Source organism: Zoogloea sp. LCSB751 (assembly GCF_002028455.1).
Classification (GTDB): Bacteria; Pseudomonadota; Gammaproteobacteria; order Burkholderiales; family Rhodocyclaceae; genus Zoogloea.
In genome coordinates this window covers 24,540-46,992 of record NZ_MWUM01000031.1, presented here as the reverse complement: position 1 = coordinate 46,992, position 22,453 = coordinate 24,540, and the positions used below count along the sequence as shown (strand labels likewise).

19 protein-coding genes are annotated in these 22,453 nt (G+C 64.9%); 6 read left to right on the top strand and 13 right to left on the bottom strand.

Annotated elements, in window-relative coordinates:
* Positions 1 to 320: 320 nt before the first annotated feature.
* From B4920_RS23020 to fdhF, 3 genes are read left to right on the top strand one after another with little or no spacing between them, the layout of a single operon-like run.
* Complete coding sequence (locus tag B4920_RS23020; RefSeq protein WP_079437025.1) at positions 321 to 812, top strand: formate dehydrogenase subunit gamma; 492 nt, start codon at positions 321 to 323, stop codon at positions 810 to 812.
* Positions 809 to 2,359: an NADH-quinone oxidoreductase subunit NuoF gene (locus B4920_RS23015; RefSeq protein ID WP_079437024.1), complete on the top strand. Its 1,551-nt coding sequence runs from the start codon at positions 809 to 811 to the stop codon at positions 2,357 to 2,359. Before B4920_RS23020 ends, B4920_RS23015 begins: the two co-directional genes overlap by 4 nt.
* A 10-nt stretch (positions 2,360 to 2,369) precedes the next feature.
* Positions 2,370 to 5,219: a formate dehydrogenase subunit alpha gene (gene fdhF, locus B4920_RS23010; protein ID WP_079437023.1), complete on the top strand. Its 2,850-nt coding sequence runs from the start codon at positions 2,370 to 2,372 to the stop codon at positions 5,217 to 5,219.
* 125 nt (positions 5,220 to 5,344) lie between these two features.
* On the opposite strand, the gene pal is transcribed toward fdhF, so the two are convergent.
* Together pal and B4920_RS23000 are read right to left on the bottom strand one after the other, a co-directional pair.
* Positions 5,345 to 5,875, bottom strand: a complete 531-nt coding sequence (gene pal, locus B4920_RS23005; RefSeq protein WP_079437022.1) for a peptidoglycan-associated lipoprotein Pal — start codon at positions 5,873 to 5,875, stop codon at positions 5,345 to 5,347.
* A 271-nt stretch (positions 5,876 to 6,146) separates the two neighbouring features.
* Entirely contained in the window at positions 6,147 to 7,454 is a 1,308-nt protein-coding gene (locus B4920_RS23000) for an NAD(P)/FAD-dependent oxidoreductase (RefSeq protein ID WP_079437021.1), read from the bottom strand.
* A 134-nt stretch (positions 7,455 to 7,588) separates the two neighbouring features.
* Between B4920_RS23000 and B4920_RS22995 the strand changes: the two genes are divergently transcribed.
* Positions 7,589 to 7,969, top strand: coding sequence for a rhodanese-like domain-containing protein (locus B4920_RS22995; RefSeq protein ID WP_079437020.1), 381 nt, complete (start codon positions 7,589 to 7,591; stop codon positions 7,967 to 7,969).
* A 38-nt stretch (positions 7,970 to 8,007) separates the two neighbouring features.
* On the opposite strand, the gene B4920_RS22990 is transcribed toward B4920_RS22995, so the two are convergent.
* The 6 genes from B4920_RS22990 to B4920_RS22965 all read right to left on the bottom strand — a co-directional run bounded on the left by B4920_RS22990 (position 8,008) and on the right by B4920_RS22965 (position 16,322).
* Complete coding sequence (locus B4920_RS22990) at positions 8,008 to 8,919, bottom strand: hydroxymethylglutaryl-CoA lyase (protein ID WP_079437019.1); 912 nt, start codon at positions 8,917 to 8,919, stop codon at positions 8,008 to 8,010.
* Between the two features lie 15 nt (positions 8,920 to 8,934).
* On the bottom strand, positions 8,935 to 10,623 hold the full coding sequence (locus B4920_RS22985; RefSeq protein WP_079437018.1) for an AMP-binding protein: 1,689 nt from the start codon (positions 10,621 to 10,623) through the stop codon (positions 8,935 to 8,937).
* Positions 10,624 to 10,709: 86 nt separating this feature from the next.
* Positions 10,710 to 12,713 carry an acetyl/propionyl/methylcrotonyl-CoA carboxylase subunit alpha gene (locus B4920_RS22980; protein WP_079437017.1) on the bottom strand — a complete coding sequence of 668 codons (2,004 nt, stop codon included), beginning with the start codon at positions 12,711 to 12,713 and terminating at the stop codon, positions 10,710 to 10,712.
* Positions 12,714 to 12,726: 13 nt separating this feature from the next.
* A complete protein-coding gene (locus tag B4920_RS22975; RefSeq protein ID WP_079437016.1) occupies positions 12,727 to 13,518 on the bottom strand; it encodes an enoyl-CoA hydratase/isomerase family protein in 792 nt (263 codons plus the stop codon).
* Positions 13,519 to 13,527: 9 nt separating this feature from the next.
* On the bottom strand, positions 13,528 to 15,135 hold the full coding sequence (locus tag B4920_RS22970; RefSeq protein ID WP_079437015.1) for a carboxyl transferase domain-containing protein: 1,608 nt from the start codon (positions 15,133 to 15,135) through the stop codon (positions 13,528 to 13,530).
* Between the two features lie 14 nt (positions 15,136 to 15,149).
* On the bottom strand, positions 15,150 to 16,322 hold the full coding sequence (locus B4920_RS22965) for an isovaleryl-CoA dehydrogenase (RefSeq protein WP_079437014.1): 1,173 nt from the start codon (positions 16,320 to 16,322) through the stop codon (positions 15,150 to 15,152).
* A gap of 148 nt (positions 16,323 to 16,470) precedes the next feature.
* Between B4920_RS22965 and B4920_RS22960 the strand changes: the two genes are divergently transcribed.
* Entirely contained in the window at positions 16,471 to 17,547 is a 1,077-nt protein-coding gene (locus B4920_RS22960) for an AraC family transcriptional regulator (RefSeq protein ID WP_079437013.1), read from the top strand.
* A gap of 480 nt (positions 17,548 to 18,027) precedes the next feature.
* On the opposite strand, the gene B4920_RS22955 is transcribed toward B4920_RS22960, so the two are convergent.
* Together B4920_RS22955 and B4920_RS22950 are read right to left on the bottom strand one after the other, a co-directional pair.
* Positions 18,028 to 18,333 carry a hypothetical protein gene (locus tag B4920_RS22955; protein WP_079437012.1) on the bottom strand — a complete coding sequence of 102 codons (306 nt, stop codon included), beginning with the start codon at positions 18,331 to 18,333 and terminating at the stop codon, positions 18,028 to 18,030.
* An 84-nt stretch (positions 18,334 to 18,417) separates the two neighbouring features.
* Positions 18,418 to 18,801: a hypothetical protein gene (locus B4920_RS22950; RefSeq protein ID WP_139379603.1), complete on the bottom strand. Its 384-nt coding sequence runs from the start codon at positions 18,799 to 18,801 to the stop codon at positions 18,418 to 18,420.
* A gap of 118 nt (positions 18,802 to 18,919) precedes the next feature.
* On the opposite strand from B4920_RS22950, the gene B4920_RS22945 reads away from it, so the two are divergent.
* Complete coding sequence (locus B4920_RS22945) at positions 18,920 to 19,732, top strand: hypothetical protein (protein WP_079437010.1); 813 nt, start codon at positions 18,920 to 18,922, stop codon at positions 19,730 to 19,732.
* Between the two features lie 99 nt (positions 19,733 to 19,831).
* Here B4920_RS22945 and B4920_RS29005 read toward each other — a convergent pair whose 3' ends face one another.
* From B4920_RS29005 to B4920_RS22935, 3 genes are all read right to left on the bottom strand, one after another.
* Complete coding sequence (locus tag B4920_RS29005; protein WP_139379602.1) at positions 19,832 to 20,293, bottom strand: hypothetical protein; 462 nt, start codon at positions 20,291 to 20,293, stop codon at positions 19,832 to 19,834.
* Positions 20,290 to 21,516: a PAAR domain-containing protein gene (locus B4920_RS22940; protein ID WP_079437009.1), complete on the bottom strand. Its 1,227-nt coding sequence runs from the start codon at positions 21,514 to 21,516 to the stop codon at positions 20,290 to 20,292. The genes B4920_RS29005 and B4920_RS22940 overlap by 4 nt, the downstream gene beginning before the upstream one ends.
* A gap of 132 nt (positions 21,517 to 21,648) precedes the next feature.
* Complete coding sequence (locus B4920_RS22935; RefSeq protein ID WP_254051033.1) at positions 21,649 to 22,338, bottom strand: DUF2145 domain-containing protein; 690 nt, start codon at positions 22,336 to 22,338, stop codon at positions 21,649 to 21,651.
* Positions 22,339 to 22,453 lie beyond the last annotated feature (115 nt).

Genomic DNA, 22,453 nt, shown 5'->3' with positions numbered 1-22,453 from the left:
GCACTCGCCGGACCTGAAACGGGCAAAAAAAAACCGGCCAGGGGGGGGCGGCCGGATAAAAGCTGGGAGTCATCTACAGAACGACACCAAAACAGGAGATGAATGTCGAGGTGTCGTGATACAAAGTTTAACTTGTTTGCATATTTATGCAAGCGAAATATATCCTTATGAAATCATTGACGCACTGAAGCGTACAGCTCCCAGTCTTCGGCACTTCCGAACGGTCGTTCGGCTTTTCCCGTTTTCCGCCTGCGCCTGCAGCCGATACCATCTCGATGGAATCGATGTGCGGCACCTGCCGCACCGCGCAAAGGAATGCCATGTCCGAGACCTCCGTATCTCCCGCCCAGCTCGCTGCGATTCACGCCGCAGTCGACTGCCACCACCACCGCGGCGGCGCCCTGCTGCCGATCCTCCACGCCATCCAGGACGCCCTCGGCTGGGTGCCCGCCGACGCCATTCCGATCATTGCCCAGGCACTCAACCAGAGCCGCGCCGAGATCCACGGCGTCGTCAGTTTCTATCACCACTTTCGCAGCACTCCGCCCGGACGCCACGTGGTCCAGGTATGCCGCGCCGAATCCTGTCAGGCGAAGGGCGGCGTGGCACTGGAGGAGCACGCCAAGCGCAGCCTCGGCATCGACTGGCACCAGACCACGCCGGACGGCGCGGTGAGCCTCGAACCCGTTTATTGCCTCGGCAACTGCGCCTGTTCGCCGGCGATCCGCGTTGGTGACGAGATCCTCGGCCGTGTCAGCTGCGCGCGCTTCGACCGCGTCATTGCGGAACTGCGCGAAGAGGTGCCGGCATGAGCATCCGCATCTTCGTTCCCATCGATTCCGGCGCGCTGTCGGTCGGTGCCGAGGACGTGGCCCAGGCCATCGCCGCCGAGGCCGCTACCCGTGGTCTCGACATCGAAGTCGTCCGCAACGGCTCCCGCGGCATGTACTGGCTGGAACCGCTTGTGGAGGTGGAGAGCCACGCCGGGCGGCTGGCCTTCGGCCCGGTGACGCCGGAAGACGTGCCGGCCCTGTTCGACGCCGGCTTTCACGAAGGCGGCATGCACCGCCTGGGCCACGGCCTGACCGAGCACATTCCCTTCCTCGCTGGCCAGGAGCGCCTGACCTTCCGCCGTGTCGGCATCACCGATCCGCTATCCCTTGCCGACTACGAAGCCCACGGCGGCTTCGAAGGCTTGCTGAAGGCGGTCGGCCTGGACGGCGGCGCCATCGTCAAGGAAGTCACCGACTCCGGCCTGCGCGGGCGCGGTGGCGCGGCCTTCCCGACCGGCATCAAGTGGAACACCGTGCTGCATGCCGCGGGCCCGGACAAATACGTCGTGTGCAACGCCGACGAAGGCGATTCAGGCACCTTCTCCGACCGCATGCTGATGGAAGGCGATCCCTACTGCCTGATCGAAGGCATGACCATCGCCGGCCTGGCGGTGGGCGCGCGCCACGGATACATCTACCTGCGCTCCGAATACTCCCACGCCTTCCATACCTTGCAGCAGGCCATCGCCAAGGCCCGCGACGCCGGCTGGCTGGGCAGCGATGTGGCCGGCTCTGGCCGCAGCTTCGAGCTGGAGGTGCGCCTCGGCGCCGGCGCCTACGTATGTGGCGAAGAGACCGCGATGCTCGAGAGCCTGGAGGGCAAGCGCGGCATCGTGCGCTTCAAGCCGCCGCTGCCGGCCATCCAGGGCCTGTTCGGCAAGCCGACGGTGATCAACAACGTGATGAGCCTCGCCGCGGTGCCGCTGATCCTCGCCCGTGGCGCCGCCTTCTACCGGGATTACGGCATGGGCCGCTCCCACGGCACGCTGCCCTTCCAGCTGGCCGGCAACCTGCGCCACCCCGGCCTCGTCGAAAAGGCTTTCGGGATCACGTTGCGCGAGTTGCTGCTCGACTACGGCGGCGGCTCGGCCAGCGGCCGGCCGATCCGCGCCGTGCAGGTCGGCGGCCCGCTGGGCGCCTACGTGCCGGAATCCCAGTTCGACGTGCCCCTTGATTACGAAGCCTATGCCGCGATGGGCGCGATGATCGGCCACGGCGGGCTGGTCGCCTTCGACGACACGGCCGACATGGCAAAGCTGGCCCGTTATGCGATGGAGTTCTGCGCGACAGAGTCCTGCGGCAAATGCACGCCCTGCCGCATCGGCTCGACGCGCGGCGTGGAGGTCATCGACCGCATCATCGCCGACGAGGCGCGGGACGCCAACCTGGCCCTCCTCGACAGCCTGTGCGACACCATGCTCAACGGCTCCCTGTGCGCGCTGGGCGGCATGGCTCCCTACCCCGTCAAATCCGCCCTCACCCATTTCCCGCAGGATTTCGGCATCGCGCCGGTCACTGCCGAGTAAGGAACGTCCCATGTCCCTGCCCCGCGAAACCGACTTCGGTACCCCGGCCCGCGAATCCGACACCCCGGTCAGCCTGCTCATCGACGGCCAGCCGGTCTGCGTGCCTGCCGGCACCAGCATCATGCGCGCCGCCGGCCAGTCCGGCTGCTCCATCCCCAAGCTGTGCGCCACCGACAGCCTGGAACCCTTCGGCTCCTGCCGCCTGTGCCTGGTGGAGGTGGAAGGCCGCAAGGGCTTCCCGGCCTCATGCACCACGCCCGTCGAAGCCGGCATGGTCGTCCGCACCCAGACACCCAAGCTGGCCGAGTTGCGCCGCAACGTGATGGAGCTCTACATCTCCGACCACCCACTCGACTGCCTGACCTGCTCCGCCAACGGCAACTGCGAGCTGCAGGACATGGCCGGCGTCGTCGGCCTGCGCGAGGTGCGCTACGGCTTCAAGGGTGAGAACCACTTCAGCGAGCCCTGCAAGGACGAGTCCAACCCCTACTTCAGCTACGACCCGGCCAAGTGCATCGTCTGCAACCGCTGCGTGCGGGCCTGCGAGGAGACCCAGGGGACCTTCGCACTGACCATCTCCGGCCGCGGCTTCGACTCCCGCGTGTCTCCGGGCCAGGACCAGGCCTTCATGGACTCCGAATGCGTGTCCTGCGGCGCCTGCGTGAATGCCTGCCCGACCGCCACGCTGATGGAGAAATCGGTGATCGAACTCGGCCAGGCCGAGCGCAGCATCACCACCACCTGCGCCTATTGCGGCGTCGGCTGCGCCTTCAAGGCCGAGGTCAAGGGCAATCAGGTGGTGCGCATGGTGCCGGCCAAGGACGGCGGTGCCAACCAAGGCCACGCCTGCGTGAAGGGCCGCTTCGCCTGGGGCTACGCGACCCACGCCGACCGCATCACCACGCCGATGATCCGGCCCAGCATCGACGCGCCGTGGCAGAAGGTCAGCTGGGACGAGGCGCTGGCCTACGCCGCCGGCGAATTCAAGCGCATCCAGGCCAAGTACGGCCGCGGCGCGGTGGGCGGCATCACGTCCAGCCGCTGCACCAACGAAGAAACCTACCTGGTCCAGAAGCTGGTCCGCACCGCCTTCGGCAACAACAACGTGGACACCTGCGCCCGCGTCTGCCATTCGCCGACCGGCTACGGCCTCAAGCAAACCTTGGGCGAGTCCGCCGGCACCCAGGACTTCGCGTCGGTGCTGAAGGCCGACGTAGTGATGGTGATCGGCGCCAACCCCACCGACGGCCACCCGGTGTTCGGCTCGCTGCTGAAGAAACGCATCCGCCAGGGCGCCCAGCTGATCGTCGTCGATCCGCGTGCCATCGACCTCGTACGCACGCCCCACGTCGCCGCCGCCCATCACCTCAAGCTGCGCCCCGGCACCAACGTGGCGATGGTGAATGCGCTGGCCCACACCATCGTCACCGAAGGCCTGGTGGACGACGCCTACGTGGCCGAGCGCTGCGAACAGGAAGCCTTCGAGGCCTGGCGCGAGTTCGTGTCCCAACCCGAGAATTCCCCGGAAGCCGCAGAGCCCATCACCGGCGTACCGGCAGCGGAGATCCGCGCCGCCGCCCGTCTGTACGCCCAGGCCGGCAACGGGGCGATCTACTACGGCCTTGGTGTCACCGAGCACAGCCAGGGCTCGACAACCGTGATGGGCATCGCCAACCTGGCGATGGCCACCGGCAACGTCGGCCGGCCCGGTGTCGGCGTCAATCCCCTGCGCGGCCAGAACAACGTGCAGGGCAGCTGCGACATGGGCTCCTTCCCGCACGAACTGCCCGGCTACCGCCACGTGTCGGACGCGACGACCCGGGCTCTCTTCGAGGACGCCTGGCAGGTCAGCATCGATCCGGAGCCCGGCCTGCGCATCCCCAACATGTTCAACGCGGCGCTCGATGGCAGCTTTAAGGGCATGTACATCCAGGGCGAGGACATCGTGCAGTCCGACCCCAACACCCAGCACGTGGAAGCCGCCATGGCGCAGATGGAGTGCGTGGTTGTCCAGGACCTGTTCCTCAACGAAACCGCCAAGTGGGCCCACGTCTTCCTGCCCGGCTCCAGCTTCCTCGAGAAGGACGGCACCTTCACCAACGCCGAGCGGCGTATCTCCCGAGTGCGCAAGGTGATGCCGCCGCTGGCCGGCAAGGCGGACTGGGAGACCACGCTGGCACTGGCCGCCGCGCTGGGCTACCCGATGCAGTACGGCCACCCGTCCGAGATCATGGACGAGATCGCCCGCCTGACGCCCAGCTTCCACGGCGTGAGCTACGACCTGCTCGAACGCAAGGGCAGCATCCAGTGGCCATGCAACGAGGCCGCGCCAGACGGCACGCCGACGATGCACGTGGGCGGCTTCGTCCGCGGCAAGGGGCGCTTCATGCTGACCGCCTTCGTGCCGACCACCGAGAAGGTCACCCGGCGCTTCCCGCTGATCCTCACCACCGGCCGCATCCTCAGCCAGTACAACGTCGGCGCCCAGACCCGCCGCACCGCCAACGTGGCTTGGCACGACGAGGACCGGCTGGAGATCCATCCGGTGGACGCGGAAGACCGGGGCATCCGGGACGGAGACTGGGTCGGCATCGCCAGCCGGGCCGGCGAGACGGTGTTGCGCGCCACCATCACCGAGCGCATGCAGCCTGGCGTGGTCTACACCACCTTCCACTTCCCCGAGTCGGGTGCCAACGTGATCACCACCGACAACTCGGACTGGGCCACCAACTGCCCGGAATACAAGGTCACCGCCGTACAGGTCAGCCTGTGCTCGCAGCCGTCCGACTGGCAACAGCGTTTTGCCCGCCGTCGCGACGAGCAGCACGCGCTGCTGCAACGCGCCACCACCACCGGCTGACGCGCGCTTCCACACCTCAGAAACCACCGGGCCCAGCCACCGCATCCGAAAGGGAGCGGCTGCTGGGCCCGGTGGTTGCGCCTGGCGATCTCCCGCCCGGCGGCTTGCTTCGGCAGCGGGACGTCTTACTTGTCTTTGTGGTTGAAGTCCACGCGACGGTTTTCAGCGTAGCACTTCTCCTCGTGGCACTCGGCGCGGGGCTTCTCGGAACCGAAGCTGACAGCCTCCAGACGGGAGTCGGACACGCCCAGCACGACCAGCGCCTTGCGCACGGCTTCGGCACGCTTCTGGCCGAGGGCCAGGTTGTATTCGCGGCTGCCGCGTTCGTCGGCGTTGCCTTCGATGCTGATCACGTCGCTGGCGTGGGCATTGGTGAAAGCGGCCTGGCTCTTGAGCACGTCGGTGTACTTGGCTTCGACGTTGAACTTGTCGAAGGCGAAGTAAACGCTCTGCTTGGCCAGCTCGGCGCGCTCGGCGGCCAGCTTGCGGGCTTCGAGTTCAGCGGCGGACACGCCTTGGGCGGGGGCCGGAGCCGGAACGGCCTTGGACGCCTCAGCCACCGGTTGCTCGGTGGTGGCGGCGGTCTTCGGTGCATTGGACGAGCAGGCGGCCAGCACGGCGGCGCACAACACGGTCAACAGGGCGGACTTTTTCATGAACTACAGGCTCCTCTGGGATGGGGTGGGTTACAAGGTCGCTGAATATAGTGAGGCAACGATGCTTGCGCAAGTTGGGGCGCCCACTTATCCGGGCAGATCGCGGAAAAATGCTGCATTCCCACACGATATGGGCCGTTTGATCCGGGGACGGCAACATCGTGCCCACGCATGGTCGCTCAAGCCTGCTTTCACAAAGCTGACAACACCCTGTGCTGTGCGTCCGGCTGAAGGCCACTGCGCCGATTGACCATCCCGCCGCCTCGACCCTTCATCGCACTTCGGACTTCTCCCCTTTGAGTTGCGAGCCCTCCAACCGCAGGATGCCCAGCGCCTTGAGGATGTACTTCTCGTAGATCGGCTCGGAGGTGCCGGCCTTCACCTTGTGCAGGAAGTACTTCTCGAAGGCGACCTTGGCCAGATGGACCCACTTGCCCTTGCGGAACCAATTGACGTTGCGCGGTGGAAGCTGCGGCAAGGCGACGAAGGCCGCACCGCTGTCGCCCATGTCCGCGAGGCAGATCGCGTTCCAGGTGCCCTTGGCCTTCGCCTCCTTCCCTTCCAGGTCGGCGGCGATGTTGTCGACAATGGCGGTCACCATCGTCTCGATCATGTAGCCAGTCTTCGGCGCACCGGTTGCCACCGGGGTCACCTCCACCGGCGGGATGGCCACGCACACGCCCGCCGCGAAGATGTTGCGGTACGCCCGGCTGCGCTGATGCTCATCGATCAACACGAAGCCGCGCGGATTGCACAGCCCTTCCACGCCGGCGACTGCGTCGACGCCCTTGAAGGCCGGCAGCATCATCGCGTAGCGGAAGGGCAGTTCATGATCCCGTAGCGGATTGCCCAGACCGTAGAGCTCCGTCGTGTGCAGCAGGCCCGGCTCCACGCGGGTCGTCTTCGCGTTCGTCACCCACTTGATGTCGTGGTTGCGGAACTCGCTTTCCAGCATGGACTTGGAATCGCCGACGCCGCCCAGGCCCAGGTGACCGATGTAAGGCTCGCTGGTCACGAAGGTGATCGGCACCTTGTGGCGCAGCTTGCGGCGACGCAAGTCCGCGTCGAGGATGAAGGCGAATTCGTAGGCCGGCCCGAAGCAGCTGGCGCCAGGCATCGCGCCGACGATCACCGGACCGGGGTTGTGCAGGAACTCCTGGTAAGCCGCGTGGGCCCGCTCGGCGTGGTCGGTCGTACAGATCGAATGGGTGTGTCCGTCGACCGGCCCGGCGCCGGGCACTTCCTCGAAGGCCAGCCTGGGGCCGGTCGTCAGCACGAGATAGTCGTACTCGAGCGCACTGCCATCGAGGAGTTGCAGCGTATTCCGCTCGGGCTGCACCGCGGTAACAGCCTGCGCCACGAAGGCGATGCCCTTCTTTTCGAGATGCGGACGCAGCGGCACGGTGATCGCGTCCCGCGTGCGTGTGCCCACCGCGACCCACGGGTTGGAGGGAACGAACTGGAAGTAATCGCTCGCATTGACGAGCGTGACTTCATGCCCTTTGCCCAGCCGGGCTTTCAGCTCATAAGCCGCGGGTACTCCACCGATGCCCGCACCGACGACGACAATCCTGGCCATGTGTCTCCTCCTTTATGGATGGGTTATAATTTTAATATTAGTGTTTTCTAATATTAAACCCAAGCCAAAAGCGAAAACTACGTTCACGCACTTCAGGCGCGAACGCCAGTCACGCAAGCCTTTGCGAGGAAACCATGAAATCAGCCCACGACCTGGTCGCCGCCGCCAAGCAGCGGATCACCGAAATCGAGATGAGCAAGGCCGACGCGGCCATCCGCGACGCCAACATCCTGCTGGATGTGCGCGAGCCCGACGAATACGCCGGCGGGCACATCCCCGGCGCCATCAACATCCCGCGCGGCATGCTGGAGTTCCGCATGAGCGCAGCGCCAGAGCTCACCGCTCGCGACCTGCAGATCATGCTGTACTGCAAGACCGGCGGACGCGCCGCGCTGGCCGCCGCCACGCTGCTCGACATGGGCTACCTGAAGGTGGAATCGCTCGCCGGGGGCTTCGATTCCTGGGCCGCCGCCGGCCATCCGGTCGCACGGCCCCAATTGCCGGATTTCGAATAAACGATGCAGCAGTGGCCCGGCCAGCCGGGCCACGTTCTTCAGGCTGCTGCCGCGCAGCCGCGCCGGGCCAGCGACACCTTCGAGCCGCAAGCCCGGCCGATTTCCCCGCAGATCCACCAGGCGGTGTCCACCAGCGCATCGAGCTGGATGCCGGTCTCGATACCGAGGCCGTCGAGCATGTACACCACGTCTTCGGTCGCCACGTTACCGGATGCGCCCACTGCGTATGGGCAGCCGCCAAGGCCGGCAATCGAGGTGTCGAAGGTCGCCACGCCCGCCTCCAGCGACGCGTAGATGTTGGCCAGCGCCTGCCCGTAGGTGTCGTGGTAATGGCCGGCCAGCTTGTCCATCGGCACCCGGCGGGCTACCGCATCGAGCATGCGGCGTGTCTTGCCGGGCGTGCCGGTGCCGATGGTGTCGCCGAGGCTGACCTCGTAGCAGCCCATTTCATAGAGCCGCGCCGCCACGTCGGCCACAGCCTCCGGCGCCACCTCGCCCTCGTAGGGGCAGCCCAGCACGCAGGACACGTAGCCGCGCACCCGCACGTCGGCAGCACGGGCCGCCGCCAGTACAGGCACGAAGCGCTCCAGCGACTCGGCAACCGAACAGTTGATGTTCTTGCGGCTGAAGGATTCGGATGCAGCGGCAAACACCGCGACCTCCTTCACCCCAGCCGCCAGCGCCGCCTCGAAGCCCTTCAGGTTGGGCGTCAGCACCGGGTAGTCGACGCCGGGCAGGCGCACGATGCGCGCCATCACCTCGGCGTTGTCGCCCATCTGCGGCACCCACTTGGGCGACACGAAGGCCGTCGCCTCGATGGCCTTCAAACCGGCAGCCCCGAGGCGGGCGATCAGTTCGATCTTGGTGTCGGTACTGACGAGCTTTTTCTCGTTCTGCAAGCCGTCGCGGGGGCCGACTTCGACGATGCGTACGCGCTGGGGCAGGTTCATGGCTTCCTTTCTTCTTCAGGCTGTCGCGGCCTCATCGAGGCCGAGGGTCTGCTTCATTTTCTCGCGGATCTGGAATTTCTGGATCTTTCCGGTCACCGTCATCGGAAAACTGTCCACGAAGCAGATGTAGCGCGGAATCTTGTAATGGGCGATCTGCCCCTGACAGAAGGCGCGCACGTCCTCTTCCGTCAGGCGTTCCCCTTCGCGCACGATGATCCACGCGCACAGCTCCTCGCCGTACTTCTTGTCCGGCACGCCGACTACCTGCACGTCCAGCACCTTCGGGTGGCGGTACAGGAACTCCTCGATCTCCCGCGGGTAGATGTTCTCGCCGCCGCGGATCACCATGTCCTTGCTGCGGCCGACGATGTTGCAGAAGCCTTCCTCGTCCAGCGTCGCGATGTCGCCGGTGTGCATCCAGCCGGCCTTGTCGATGGCTTCGGCAGTCTTCGCGTCGTCGCCCCAGTAACCGAGCATCACCGAGTAGCCGCGGGTGCACAGCTCGCCGGGCGTGCCGCGCGGCACGATGCGACCGTCGCTGTCGACGATCTTCACCTCGCAATGGGGCTGCACGCGGCCAACAGTAGAAACGCGCCGCTCGATGCTGTCGTCGGTGGCGCTCTGGAAGCTCACCGGCGAGGTCTCGGTCATGCCGTAGGCGATGGTCACCTGGCTCATGTTCATCCGCTCGATCACCCGCTTCATCACCTCGATCGGGCACGGGCTGCCGGCCATGATGCCGGTGCGCAGGCTGGACAGGTCGAAGCGCGCGAACTCCGGGTGGTCGAGCTGGGCGATGAACATCGTCGGCACGCCGTAGCTGGCGGTGCACTTCTCCTCGGCCACCGTCTGCAATACCGCCAGCGGCTCGAAGGCCTCCGCCGGATAGACCATCGTCGCACCGTGGGTCAGGCAGCCCAGGTTGCCCATCACCATGCCGAAGCAGTGGTACAGCGGCACCGGAATGCACACCCGGTCGCCCGGCACCAGGCGGATCGCCTCGCCGACGAAATAGCCGTTGTTGAGGATGTTGTGGTGGGACAGCGTGGCGCCCTTGGGGTTGCCGGTCGTGCCCGATGTGAACTGGATGTTGATCGGATCGTCGAACTGCAGGCGCTCGCCCAGCTCTTCCAGCTCCGCCAGCTCGTCGCGGCTCGGCGCCGCGCACAGGCTGTCGAAGTTGAGCATGCCCGGCGTGTGCTCGGCGCCCAGGCGGATGACGATCTCCAGACTCGGCAGCTTGTGGGCGCGCAGCAGGCCCGGCTCGCAATGGCCCAGCTCCGGTGCCAGATCGGCCAGCATTTCCAGGTAGTCACTGCTCTTGAAGGCCGGCGACAGAATCAGCGCGCGGCAGCCGACCTTGTTCAGCGCGTACTCCAGCTCGCTGCGCCGGTAGGCCGGGTTGATGTTCACCAGCACCAGGCCGGCCTTGGCGGTGGCGAACTGGGTCAGGGTCCATTCCAGCCGGTTCTGGGACCAGATGCCGATCCGCTCCCCCGGCTGCAGGCCCAGGCGACGCAGGCCGCAGGCCAGCGCATCAACCTTCAGGCGCAGCTCCGCATAACTGAGGCGCACGTTCTGGTGGCGTACCACCAGCGCCTCCCGCTCGGCGTGCAGGGCGCAGGCCAGGTCGAAATGGCGGCCAATCGTCTGGCCGATCAGGGCTTTGTTCGATGCTCCGTGGACGTAGCTCAGCGCGTTCATGGGTCTCCTCACATCTTGGTTGTGGATTGCTGCGTTCCGCTCCCGTCTGCGCGGGCTGGCGGATTGAAACTGTCAGTGGCGTTTCCTTACTCTGTTACCGCCTCGAACTCCACCAGTTCGGCGCCGTCGCCCACCTGGTCGCCAACGGCGAAGTGGAAGGCCTTGACGAGGCCGGCGGAGGGTGCGGTGATGGTGTGCTCCATTTTCATCGCCTCCAGGATCAGCAGCGGCGCGCCCTTGGCCACCGTGGCACCGGCCTCGGCCAGAAGCGCGATGACCTTGCCGGGCATGGGCGCCAGCAGGCCGCCTTCGGCCCCGCCGCCTTCGCCGCTGTGGTGCAGCGGGTCCACCGCAGCAAACTGCCAGGTGTGGCCGTGCCCGAAGACGTGGCGCCGCTCGCCGGCCACCACCACCGTCGCGGTGGTGCGCAGGCCGTCGAACTCGGCCCGCAGCAGGCCGCGCGGGTTGAGGCTACCGCTCACCGCGCTCGTCACGTCATCCAGCGTGATGTCGAAGCGCTCGCCGTGGGCCGCCACACGCAGGGTCTTCTGCACGTCGCCGAAGCGGAACATCAGGTTGCGGGCCGCCGGGGCGTTCATGCGCCAGCCGTCGCGCCGGTGCCACGGCGACGCTGGCTCGGGGTGCCGCGCCGCCATGGCTGCCGCGCGCTGGCGTTCCCGCAGCAGCCCGGCCAGCGCCACGGCCAGCCAGGCTTCGCGGGTCGGCTGCTGCTGGGCCGGGAAGAGATAGTCCTTCTCGCGCTCGATCAGGCCGGTGTCCAGGTCCGCGTTGGCGAAGGCCGGGCAGGCCGTCAGGCGCGACAGGAACTCGATGTTGTTGGCGACACCGACGACCCGGTATTCGGCCAGCGCCTGCAGCATGCGCGCCAGGGCCCGGTCGCGGTTCACGTCCCAGACGATCAGCTTGGCGATCATCGGATCGTAGAAGGGCGAAATCTCGTCGCCCTCCTCCACGCCGGTATCCACGCGCACATGCATGCCCTCTTCCGGCGGTGCCAGATGCAGCAGCTTGCCGGTGGAAGGCAGGAAGCCCTTGGACGGGTCTTCCGCGTAGATGCGCGCCTCCAGCGCGTGGCCGTTGATCGCCAGCTGCTCCTGGACCAGTGGCAAGGGCTCGCCGGCTGCCACGCGGAGCTGCCACTCGACCAGGTCGAGGCCGGTGATCATCTCGGTCACCGGATGCTCAACCTGCAGGCGGGTGTTCATCTCCATGAAGTAGAAGCTGCCGTCCTGGTTTGCGATGAATTCCACCGTGCCAGCGCCCACATAGCCCACCGCCCGCGCCGCATCGACCGCGGCCTTGCCCATCGCTGCGCGGCGCTCCGCCGGCATGCCCGGCGCCGGCGCTTCTTCGAGCACCTTCTGGTGGCGGCGCTGCACGGAGCAGTCCCGCTCGAACAGATAGACGTAGTTGCCCAGCGTGTCGCCGAAAACCTGGATCTCGATGTGGCGCGGCCGGGTCAGGTATTTCTCGACCAGCACATGGTCGCTGCCGAAGCTGGACGCCGCCTCGCGCTTGCAGGACGCCAGCGCGTCGAGGAAGTCCTCGCTGCGCTCCACCAGCCGCATGCCCTTGCCGCCACCGCCGGAGGCCGCCTTGATCAGCACCGGGTAGCCGATGGCGTCCGCCTGTACGTTGAGGAAACCCGGCTCCTGGTGGTCGCCGTGGTAGCCGGGGGTCAGCGGCACGTGGGCCTTTTCCATCAGCTTCTTGGCTTCCGACTTGGAGCCCATCGCGCGGATCGCCGACACCGGCGGCCCGATGAAGACGATGCCGGCCTGCTCGCAGGCATGGCAGAAGTCCTCGTTTTCCGACAGGAAGCCATAGCCCGGATGGATCGCCTGGGCGCCAGTCTGCCTGGCGGCGTCGATGATCCGCTCGATCACCAGATAGCTCTCCCGTGCCGCCGCCGGCCCGATCAGCACCGCCTCGTCGGCCAGACGCACATGGCGCGCGCCCGCGTCCACCTCGGAATACACCGCCACCGTCTTGATACCGAGCCGCCGCGCCGTCTTGATGACGCGGCAGGCTATCTCCCCCCGATTGGCGATCAGGATCTTGTTGAACATGCTGTCTCCCTTCTTATTGTTTATCCGCGATCCACGCCGCCGGCCGCTTGTCGAGGAAGGCAGCGAGGCCTTCACGGGCTTCCGGCGTGGCGCGCAGGCTGGCGATGCGGCGGGCGGTGTCTTCGACCAGGGCGTCATCGACGGGCCTGTCGGCCACCGCGCGGATCAGGTCCTTGGCGGCGCCCTGGGACAGCGGACCGCCCTGCAGCAGCGCGGTGACGATCTCGCCCACCTTGGCGTCCAGCCCATCGGCCGGCACTGCCTCGTGGGCGAGGCCCAGTTCATAAGCCCGTGTCGCGGAGATCCGCTCGGCGCTCTGGAAATAGCGGTAGGCCTGGCGCGCACCGATGGCGCGCAGCACGTAGGGGCTGATGGCCGACGGGATGATCCCGAACTTCACCTCCGACGTGGCGAACACCGCGCCCTCGCCGGCCACGCAGATGTCGCAGGCCGCCGCCAGCCCCATGCCGCCGCCGAGGGCCGCGCCATGCACGCGGGCCAGCGTGGGTTTGCGCAGCTCGGCAAGCACCCGCAGCATGCCGGCCAGGCGCCGCGCGTCGGCGAGGTTCTCGTCCACCGTGGCCGCGCCGGCGCGCTTCATCCAGTTGAGGTCGGCGCCTGCCGAGAAGCTCTTGCCGCGCCCGGCGAGCACCACCACGCGCACGCTGCCGTCCGCGTCGAGAACCTGACAGGCGGCGGTGAGCTCAAAGATGAGCAGCTCGTTGAAGGCGTTATGCACCTCCGGGCGGTTCATCCAGATCGTCGCGACAGGGCCGTCGCGGAGGATTTCCAGCGTCTCGTACATGGCGGCTCCTTACATCCGGAACACGCCGAAGCGGGTCGGCTGGATCGGTGCGTTGAGGCTGGCCGACAGGGACAGGCCCAGCACGCGGCGGGTCTGGGCCGGATCGACGACACCGTCGTCCCACAGGCGGGCGGTGGCGTAGTACGGATGACCCTGGTCCTCGTACTGCTGACGGATCGGCGACTTGAAAGCCTCCTCCTCGTCGCGGCTCCAGCTGCCGCCCTTGGCCTCGATGCCCTCGCGGCGCACGGTGGACAGCACGCTGGCCGCCTGCTCGCCGCCCATCACCGAGATGCGGCTGTTCGGCCACATCCACAGGAAGCGCGGGCTGTAAGCACGGCCGCACATGCCGTAGTTGCCGGCGCCGAAGCTGCCGCCGATCAGCACCGTCAGCTTGGGCACCTGCGCCGTGGCGACAGCGGTGACCATCTTGGCGCCGTCCTTGGCGATGCCGCCGTTTTCGTACTTGCGGCCGACCATGAAGCCGGTGATGTTCTGCAGGAAGACCAGCGGCACGCCGCGCTGGGCGCACAGCTCAATGAAGTGGGCGCCCTTCTGGGCCGACTCGCCGAACAGGATGCCGTTGTTGGCGACGATGCCCACCGGCATGCCGTAGAGGTGCGCGAAGCCAGTGACCAGCGTGGTGCCGTAGCGAGCCTTGAACTCGTCGAAGCGCGAGCCATCGACGATGCGGGCGATCACCTCGCGCACGTCGTAGGGCTTGCGGGTGTCGGTGGGGATGATTCCGTAGATCTCGGCCGGGTCGTACAGCGGCTCTTCCGCGTCGGCGAGCTTGAGGTCCGTCGGCTTGGTCCGGTTCAGGGTGCCGACGATGCGCCGCGCGATGTGCAGCGCGTGGGTGTCGTTCTCGGCCAGATGGTCGGCCACGCCGGAGATGCGCGTATGCACGTCGCCACCACCCAGGTCTTCGGCCGTCACCACCTCGCCGGTCGCCGCCTTCACCAGCGGCGGACCGCCGAGGAAGATGGTGCCCTGGTTCTTGACGATGATGGTCTCGTCGCTCATCGCCGGCACATAGGCGCCACCAGCCGTGCACGAGCCCATCACCACCGCGATCTGCGGGATGCCCTCGGCGGACATGTTGGCCTGGTTGAAGAAGATCCGCCCGAAGTGGTCCCGGTCCGGAAACACTTCGTCCTGCTTGGGCAGGAAGGCGCCGCCGGAATCCACCAGGTAGAGGCACGGCAGCTTGTTCTGCTGGGCGATCTCCTGGGCGCGCAGGTGCTTCTTCACCGTCATCGGGTAGTAGGTGCCGCCCTTCACGGTGGCGTCGTTGGCGACGATCATGCACTCCACGCCGCTGACCCGGCCGATGCCGGCAATCACCCCGGCCGACGGCGCGTCGCCGCCGTACATGCCGTAGGCGGCCAGCTGGCCGATCTCGAGGAAGGCCGTGCCCGGATCGAGCAGATGGTCCACCCGGTCGCGGGGCAGCAGCTTGCCGCGGGCCACGTGCTTGGCGCGGGCCGCTTCGCCGCCGCCGAGGGACACCTGGCCGGCCTTTTCGCGCAGGTCGGCGACGATGCGCCCCATGGCTTCCGCGTTGGCCTGGAATTCCGGCGAGCGGGGATTGATGCTGGATTTGATGACGGTCATCGCTGCAGCTCCGTTCAGGCCGTTTCGGAGAAGAGTTCGCGGCCGATCAGCATGCGGCGGATCTCGCTGGTGCCGGCGCCGATCTCGTACAGCTTGGCGTCGCGCCACAGGCGGCCGGTGGCGTAGTCGTTGGTGTAGCCGACGCCGCCGAGAGTCTGGATCGCCTCGCCGGCCATCCAGGTGGCCTTCTCCGCGGAATACAGGATCGCCCCGGCCGCGTCCTTGCGCAGCGTGCGGGCGTGGTCGGTCTTGTCACAGGCCTGGCCCACCGCATACACATAGGCGCGGGTCGCCATCCAGGTGGAGTACATATCGGCCAGCTTGCCCTGCATCAGCTGGAACTCGCCGATGCTCTGGCCGAACTGCTTGCGCTCGTGCAGATAGGGCACGACTTCATCCATACAGGCCGCCATGATCCCCAGCGGGCCGCCGCACAGCACCGCGCGCTCGTAGTCGAGGCCGCTCATCAGCACCTTGGTGCCGTTGCCCACGCCGCCGAGCACGTTTTCTTCCGGCACCTCCACGTCGTCGAAGAACAGCGGGAAGGTGTTGGAGCCGCGCATGCCCAGCTTGTCCAGGTGGGTGCCATGGGTGAAGCCCTTCATGCCCTTCTCGATGATGAAGGCGGTCATGCCCTTGGCGCCGGCTTCAATGTCGGTCTTGGCGTACACCACCAGCGTGTCGGCGTCGCCGCCATTGGTGATCCACATCTTGGAGCCGTTGAGGACGTAGCGGTCGCCCTTCCTGTCGGCGCGCAGCTTCATGCTCACCACGTCGGAGCCAGCGTTCGGCTCGCTCATCGCCAGCGCGCCCACGTGGTCGCCGGAGATCAGCTTGGGCAGGTATTTCTGCTTCTGCGCCTCGGTGCCGTTGCGGCGGATCTGGTTGATGCACAGGTTGGAGTGCGCGCCGTAGGACAGGCCCACCGAGGCCGACGCGCGGGACACCTCTTCCAGCGCGATGATGTGCGCCAGGTAGCCCATGTTGGTGCCGCCGTATTCCTCCGGCGCCGTCATGCCGTGCAGGCCCAGGTCGCCGAGCTTCTTCCACAGGTCGGCCGGAAAGAGGTTGTCCCGGTCCACGTCCGCGGCGCGCGGGGCGATCTCCTTGGCTGCAAAGGCCTGCACGGTGTCGCGCAGGGCCTCGATGGTTTCGCCGAGATGGAAGTTGAGGCTGGGGATGGTCATGGGCGGGTCTCCTCCACTGATCGTTGTCTGGCAGCACGGCGCGCGCTTGCAGCGCCCATGCCGAATGATCGCCAGCGTACGCCGGAACACGGAGCCGCAGGCGCCATCGAGGTTGCAAATCGTGCCACCGGCGTCGAGAATCCGCGCCATGTCCGCCAAGATCGTCCTGCCCGCCTCCTTGAGCGGTGGCCGCGCCGCCACGCCGATTGCCTTCATCCGCGCCATCGTGCTCGCCTACCACCGTTATGGCCGTGATCCGGCCAATGCACTGGCCCGCGCCGAGATCGACCCGCGCCTGCTGGATGACCCCGCGGCGCGCGTCACCGCCGCCCAGATGGAGGTCATTTCCGGCCACGCCATGCAGGAACTCGACGATGAGGCGCTGGGCTGGTTTTCGCGCCGCCTGCCGTGGGGCAGCTACGGCATGCTGTGCCGCGCATCGATCACCTCGCCGGACCTGGGCGTCGCCCTCAAGCGCTGGTGCCGCCACCACCGCCTGCTCACCGACGACATCGCACTGGAACTGGAAATAACCCCCACCTCCGCCCGCCTGAGCATCACGCCCCAACGCGACCTCGGCCCCATGCACGAGTTCTGCCTCGTCACCCTGCTGCGCTACGTGCTCGGCTACGCCTGCTGGGCCATCGACTCGCGCATCCCGCTGCAGGAAAGCACTTTCCCCTTCCCCGCCCCGCCCCACGCCGACGCCTACGCACTCCTCTTCCCCGGCCCGGTGCGCTTCGACGCCCCGCAAGCCGCCATCCGCTTCGAGCCCCGCTACCTGGGCCTGCCGATCCGCCGCGATGAACAGGCCTTGCGCGCCATGCTCCACCGCGCCCTGCCGCTGACCGTGCTGCAATACCGCCGCGACCGCCTCCTCGTCCAGGGCGTCCGCCAGTTCCTGCAAAGCGCCGGCAACCGCAGCGCCACCGCCGAACAAGTCGCCGGCCACCTGCACATCTCCGTGCGCACCCTGCACCGCCAACTCCAGGACGAAGGCGCCTCCCTGCAACAACTCAAGGACGAAACCCGCCGCGACCAAGCCATCGACCTCCTCGACCGTAGTTCCAGGTCGATCAAACAGATCTCGGCATTGGTGGGGTTCAGCAACGAGAAGAGCTTTTCCCGCGCTTTCAGGGGGTGGACGGGGATGTCACCGCAGGCGTTTCGCGGGCGGGGGAAGCGGGGCCAAGGTTCAGCTGAGCCAGCTGGGCTTTTGGCTTGATGAGCTTCCCTCAGAGGGAGTGTCAGAATTTCTGTGTGTGAGGCTTGAAGAGACTTCTCCACCGAGCAGCCGTCAGGCTGCTCGGTGGAGAAGTCGGTAGTGATTCTATTCGCGTACCGCTTCAAAGCGTTCGGTGTAAAGGATGGCAGATTGGTTCATTGCCTCTTTCCAGTCCCTTTGCTCTCGGCCCAGAAGGCGATTGCTTCAAAGGTATTTATGATGCATTGCACCGCACAGACAGCCATCGCCAGGATCTTCTAAAGAGGATACCGACGCGCATAGCCGAAACGGCGCGGGTCGCTGACCAGGCAGAGGCAACTCATCTGCGGCATCGGTGCCGGCATTTCCATCCTGGGTCGTCCAAAAGACGAGAGAAGATGCCTTTTTGCGAACTGTCCAAGTTGAGTATTCTGAAGAGGGTGACAGATAAGTGCGCTTGCCCTGGGGCGAAGGCCCGCCCCAGAACGATATGGCCTGCTCTTACGTTGAGAGCCCCTGATGACTTTTGTCTTCAGATTCCTGGCAGCTCTTGGCTTCCAGACAACTCAAAATGCCAAACAGCTCCTGCACTTCCATGGCCATCATGCCGCAGGCCCACATGAAGCTGTCTTGCCATTGATCATTCATCAGCCGGAACGCCTTGCCTTGCTCACCTCGCGTCATGGCCAGCAGGGCAGTCAGTTGAGCGAGCCTGGCGGTGAGTTGATCGGTAACGGTCAGCGCATTGGCATTCGAATGGAGGCTATAGAGCCGATCGCTGGCGGTGAAGGTCAGGTTCGGGCTCATTGCCAGGCCTCCCTTCCCAGTTTGAATGCACGGACGAGATAAGACATGGTGAATCTCCGATGTAGCGGTATGTAACTCCGCTCCTCAGCCGCCAAGCTGGGGGCGGAACCGTGCAGGTTGGCGGACCGGTACATCGAAACCGGCAGGGTTTCCCCTCCCGCACGGCCCGCCCATAGGGACGATGCCATGCTCCGGACACAAAAAAACCGCACGGGGCGGTCGTCCGTCGATGTAATCCGGGCCGCCAAGCCCGGCCACTGTTGTTTGCAGCAGCCCCAGCATGATGCGCCGTGGGGCTCTGTGACGCAAGATCGGTAGGCAGCACATTCCTTTCCGCTGCGACGCCATCTCGGCTGGTGCGCCGTCGAGATCAGCTTTAAAGAACATCACCGCGACGTCGGTGCCGTCCAGCGCGCGCGACAATTGGGCGGCTTCGATGACTATCAGCATCAGGACGTCGGTGGCCAACAATAGAGCCATATCCAGGTACGCTTTCTGCCTGAATGTCGTTGTATTTCTCCTGCACCGCAGGACACCGGCAAGCGATTCCGCCAACCGGCAATTCTTACCGACACGGAGGCAGAAAATGGACATTCGGGCCGTAGGGCAACCGATCACCGCGTCTCAGCGCCACAGCTACGCCGAGACGCCCGACAGCAGTTTCTACCAGACCTTCCAGTCGGCCTTTGCTGCGGCCAAGGTTGTTGCCGACGGGGGCGCGACCGGGCCGCAGGCGGCGGCTGGCCAGGCGGGCCCCACGTCGTCCGAGGCCCTGGAGGCCATTCTCGGGCGGACCCACGCGGAGTTGTCCGCGCTGCGGGACGTGGGCGCCGACAGCCAGGCCGTGTATGCAGGGGTGTTGAACAAGGCTTACGGCAGCGGCGCGATGGGTAACGCCCGCCAGTTCCTGGGCAGCCTGTCGGCCGAGGAGCTGGAGGCCGTCCGCAGGAACCACTGCCTGGCCGAGCCGATCAACGTGGCGGCGATCAGCGAGGAAGGCGCCCGCAACCTGCTGTTGCCGGAGGGCTTCAGCGTGGATCTCAATGGAGACGGCTTCGAGGAGGTCGGGGCGGCCCTGACCGCCCACTTCCCGCCCGATGACGCCCCCGCTGCGGTTCGGGAGGCGTGGTTCCAAGCCACCGCGGCCATGCCCGATGGCGATGCGATGACCTATGGCCTGATGATGCACGACGCCGTGTATGGCCTGCGCATCGACGGCCACAACACGCCCTCCCCCTACAAGGCCGACGACATGGACAGCTACCGCCAGATCGTCAGCAACTTCCTGGCTGCGCTGGAGGCCCAGCGGGGGTTCATCTCCAGCGAGCAGTACGCGCGGGACAAGGATTTCTTCACGCGGCTGGGGGCGCTGCTGGCCCAGGGTTCGTCAGGCGCCTGAGAGAAAGAAGCGACAGTCTGTTCAGCTGACTCAGCGATTTGAAGAAGGCCCGGCCGGTAGCTGCCCATCTTGTTGAATCCCGAGGTTTGGGCTCGCATTCTACAGAGGCTCTGACGAGCAATTTCCTCGCGGGCCGGATTTGGCTAGGTAATCTTTTCCCTGAGCATCTTTTTTGATGCAGAAGTAGAGCCGGTTTCTACCGTACTCGCCGTACATATCGAAGATATAGGCGGTGTCGTTGGTTAGCGGCTCCTCCAGAGTTCGGTTTTTATCTGGAGATTTAAAACCGTAGGGAATGCAGGTACTAGGCGACGTTGGGTTCACTTTCGGGCGTGTTTTAAGCCACGACTCCCATTTGTACCTTTTAGCAACGTCATCGAACACCTCCATGGACACCCCTTCCCCACGCAGAGAATGTGGCGTCTCTTCCGCGATAGGTGGAGGCAAGTAGAAACAAGGCTTGCCGTCCTTCATGACAGCAGCCGCATATGCGTCGAATGGCTTTGACACTGCCAGTCCATTGCCCGCCAGCACCAGTCCTGCTAATAGCAGATATTTCACGGCTCAATCTTTGTGGTTATAGGTAGAAGGCTCGGGTCGGCTGGATTTTTCAGAAAATCAGCTAGGACAGCCTCTAGCGCATTGATGTTTTTGTTCATGCCTAATTGAGTTACGCCAAAATAGTGTGATACCAGTTCACCCTGCTGCTCCATGTTGAACTGAGACATTGTCTTGCCCTTATCTTCACCCGTAAGATCATAGCGGTATGCCGGTGATGGGAGGCCCCTCTTCCCATCATCCGAGTATCCTCCTTTTAAGCCAATCGTCATGCCGCCGAATACCACGTTATATCCAAGTTGGTATTGCCACACATGAGTCATTTCGTGGATGAACCAAATCTTGTTTTCTCGAATTTCAATCGAAAAATCTTCCTTGTAGTCTTTGTCAGGAAAATGAATCTCACCTCTCGGCGTCATGGCATTGCCCGAGCGGCTTGGCTGACCAAATAATCCTCCTCGGTGGATTTTTACCGCGCTGTAATCCAGCGAACTCTTGAAGACAGTCTGTGCCATGGCAATCTCGCCTGCGGTCATGTTCCGCGTGTCTGTTGCCTTGGGCAAGGTATGGTCGACCGTAGATGAGCCAATAGCTTGTGGGTTCGTTTTTATGTCTTTGATGTCTGTGGTTAGAGCCGGAGCAGGCCCGCGCCCTTCAGCCTCACACATGTGTTCAACCTGGCAGGCACAGCCATAGACCGTATCGGGGTAGAACTCGGCGCAGGTAATGGTAGTAGGAGTATCTGTCGTGATTCGCGCGGTTCTGCCGGTTGAGTCGGTAGTCCCTTCGACCGTGCGGCCGTCTTCAAGCGTCAATTTGTAGCGGGTATTAGCCAAGACATTGCGATCTGCGGTGAAAAAGCGGATCTGTTCGTCAAATGCGGCTGTTTCATTATTTCTTGATAATGGCAATGTTCTGCTGGACGGCGCGTTGGCCAGTATGGGGTTAGCGCCCAGCGCATCGTCTAGTGTCGCTTGCCCTTGCGTTGCGATCAGCACCGCACCGCAAGATGTATGCATTCCTTCGACCGCCACGTTCTTGTCCATGAACGTGTAGTTTCTTGCCCCCGAGACGATGGTGAAAGTTGTCTTACATAACGGGCAGTAACCACGGTGACCAACACCGACGGCATTCTTGCCATAGATGCTAAATGTGGGGAACGCCTCAAGTACAGTACCGCCATGCGAGGTGGGATCGCCTTCGCGGATGATCGCGCGTTTAGCCATGGTGTTCTTTTTGGTAAATGGAGAGGATAAAGAAAGAATCAAGCGGTCCCTCGATGGGAGCCTTGTAAAAGGCCCAGAAGGCCCCGCGCCAGCCAGATGGTTCTAGCCGGCCCTAGAGTAAAGCTGAGCACCTCAAGGCAAACGTACGACGAACGCTGACGAGCCGGGATCGATCTCACGCCAGAAGTGCTGAATCGATTCCACTGAGATGGTATCGATCTGCCCGGCCATCCGTTGCCCCGTAGGCTGGTCGTCGAAAGTCACATTGGCACGGAAAATATCGGCCCCCAATCGCTTGAGAAGCCCTATTTCCACGCGCTGCGGCGCAAAGTGCTTTTCGCGCAACCATGCTTGAACGGAAGAACGCGAGGAGGCCCGAGGGGCCGGGGCTCCCGTATTCATTTTGGCCAATGCCAGCGTCTCCAGGACCCATTGATTGGAGTTTTGGTATTTATCCGAAAAGGGATAAGCCACCATGTTGTAGCGCGGCGAGTGCAGACGGGCCGCACTGCCATCGCTCAGACTCTGGGCAATCCGCGCTTGCGCAGCGGCAGAAGGCACAAGCACCAAGGCGTTGTAGGCGATGACGTCGGTAAAAAACGCGCCCAAGCCCTCGCGATACAGGTGAGAGTCGGCAGTGCCGCATTCATTGAGCAGATGCACCACACCCCAGCGAACCAGCGGATTGGCTTTCCAGGCGATGGCCGCATGGGAGTATTTCATTCCCCACCGCGATAGATCCTGCCCCACGCGGCCAATGATGACGACCTGAGCCTCTGTGGCATCCAGCGCCCGCTCCAGCGTAGCCGCCATGTCCAGCATTGCCACCAGCGCCTGCGGCGTGGGTAGCTGGGCCGCGGCGCATGGTTGCCCTGCAAAACAAGGCGCGCAAGGGAGAAGTACAAGTGCCAGGAGGACCACTGCCGGCAGCCTGCAC

Excerpts from the sequence above, each read along its gene's own strand:
- B4920_RS22965 (WP_079437014.1), bottom strand. The coding sequence starts at position 16,322 with ATGACCATCCCCAGCCTCAACTTCCATCTCGGCGAAACCATCGAGGCC.
- pal (WP_079437022.1), bottom strand. The coding sequence starts at position 5,875 with ATGAAAAAGTCCGCCCTGTTGACCGTGTTGTGCGCCGCCGTGCTGGCC.
- B4920_RS22980 (WP_079437017.1), bottom strand. The coding sequence starts at position 12,713 with ATGTTCAACAAGATCCTGATCGCCAATCGGGGGGAGATAGCCTGCCGC.
- B4920_RS22960 (WP_079437013.1), top strand. The coding sequence starts at position 16,471 with ATGTCCGCCAAGATCGTCCTGCCCGCCTCCTTGAGCGGTGGCCGCGCC.
- B4920_RS22935 (WP_254051033.1), bottom strand. The coding sequence starts at position 22,338 with ATGCTGGACATGGCGGCTACGCTGGAGCGGGCGCTGGATGCCACAGAG.
- B4920_RS22945 (WP_079437010.1), top strand. The coding sequence starts at position 18,920 with ATGGACATTCGGGCCGTAGGGCAACCGATCACCGCGTCTCAGCGCCAC.
- fdhF (WP_079437023.1), top strand. The coding sequence starts at position 2,370 with ATGTCCCTGCCCCGCGAAACCGACTTCGGTACCCCGGCCCGCGAATCC.
- B4920_RS22985 (WP_079437018.1), bottom strand. The coding sequence starts at position 10,623 with ATGAACGCGCTGAGCTACGTCCACGGAGCATCGAACAAAGCCCTGATC.
- B4920_RS23015 (WP_079437024.1), top strand. The coding sequence starts at position 809 with ATGAGCATCCGCATCTTCGTTCCCATCGATTCCGGCGCGCTGTCGGTC.
- B4920_RS22955 (WP_079437012.1), bottom strand. The coding sequence starts at position 18,333 with ATGAGCCCGAACCTGACCTTCACCGCCAGCGATCGGCTCTATAGCCTC.
- B4920_RS22975 (WP_079437016.1), bottom strand. The coding sequence starts at position 13,518 with ATGTACGAGACGCTGGAAATCCTCCGCGACGGCCCTGTCGCGACGATC.
- B4920_RS23000 (WP_079437021.1), bottom strand. The coding sequence starts at position 7,454 with ATGGCCAGGATTGTCGTCGTCGGTGCGGGCATCGGTGGAGTACCCGCG.
- B4920_RS22940 (WP_079437009.1), bottom strand. The coding sequence starts at position 21,516 with ATGGCTAAACGCGCGATCATCCGCGAAGGCGATCCCACCTCGCATGGC.
- B4920_RS22970 (WP_079437015.1), bottom strand. The coding sequence starts at position 15,135 with ATGACCGTCATCAAATCCAGCATCAATCCCCGCTCGCCGGAATTCCAG.
- B4920_RS22990 (WP_079437019.1), bottom strand. The coding sequence starts at position 8,919 with ATGAACCTGCCCCAGCGCGTACGCATCGTCGAAGTCGGCCCCCGCGAC.
- B4920_RS22995 (WP_079437020.1), top strand. The coding sequence starts at position 7,589 with ATGAAATCAGCCCACGACCTGGTCGCCGCCGCCAAGCAGCGGATCACC.
- B4920_RS23020 (WP_079437025.1), top strand. The coding sequence starts at position 321 with ATGTCCGAGACCTCCGTATCTCCCGCCCAGCTCGCTGCGATTCACGCC.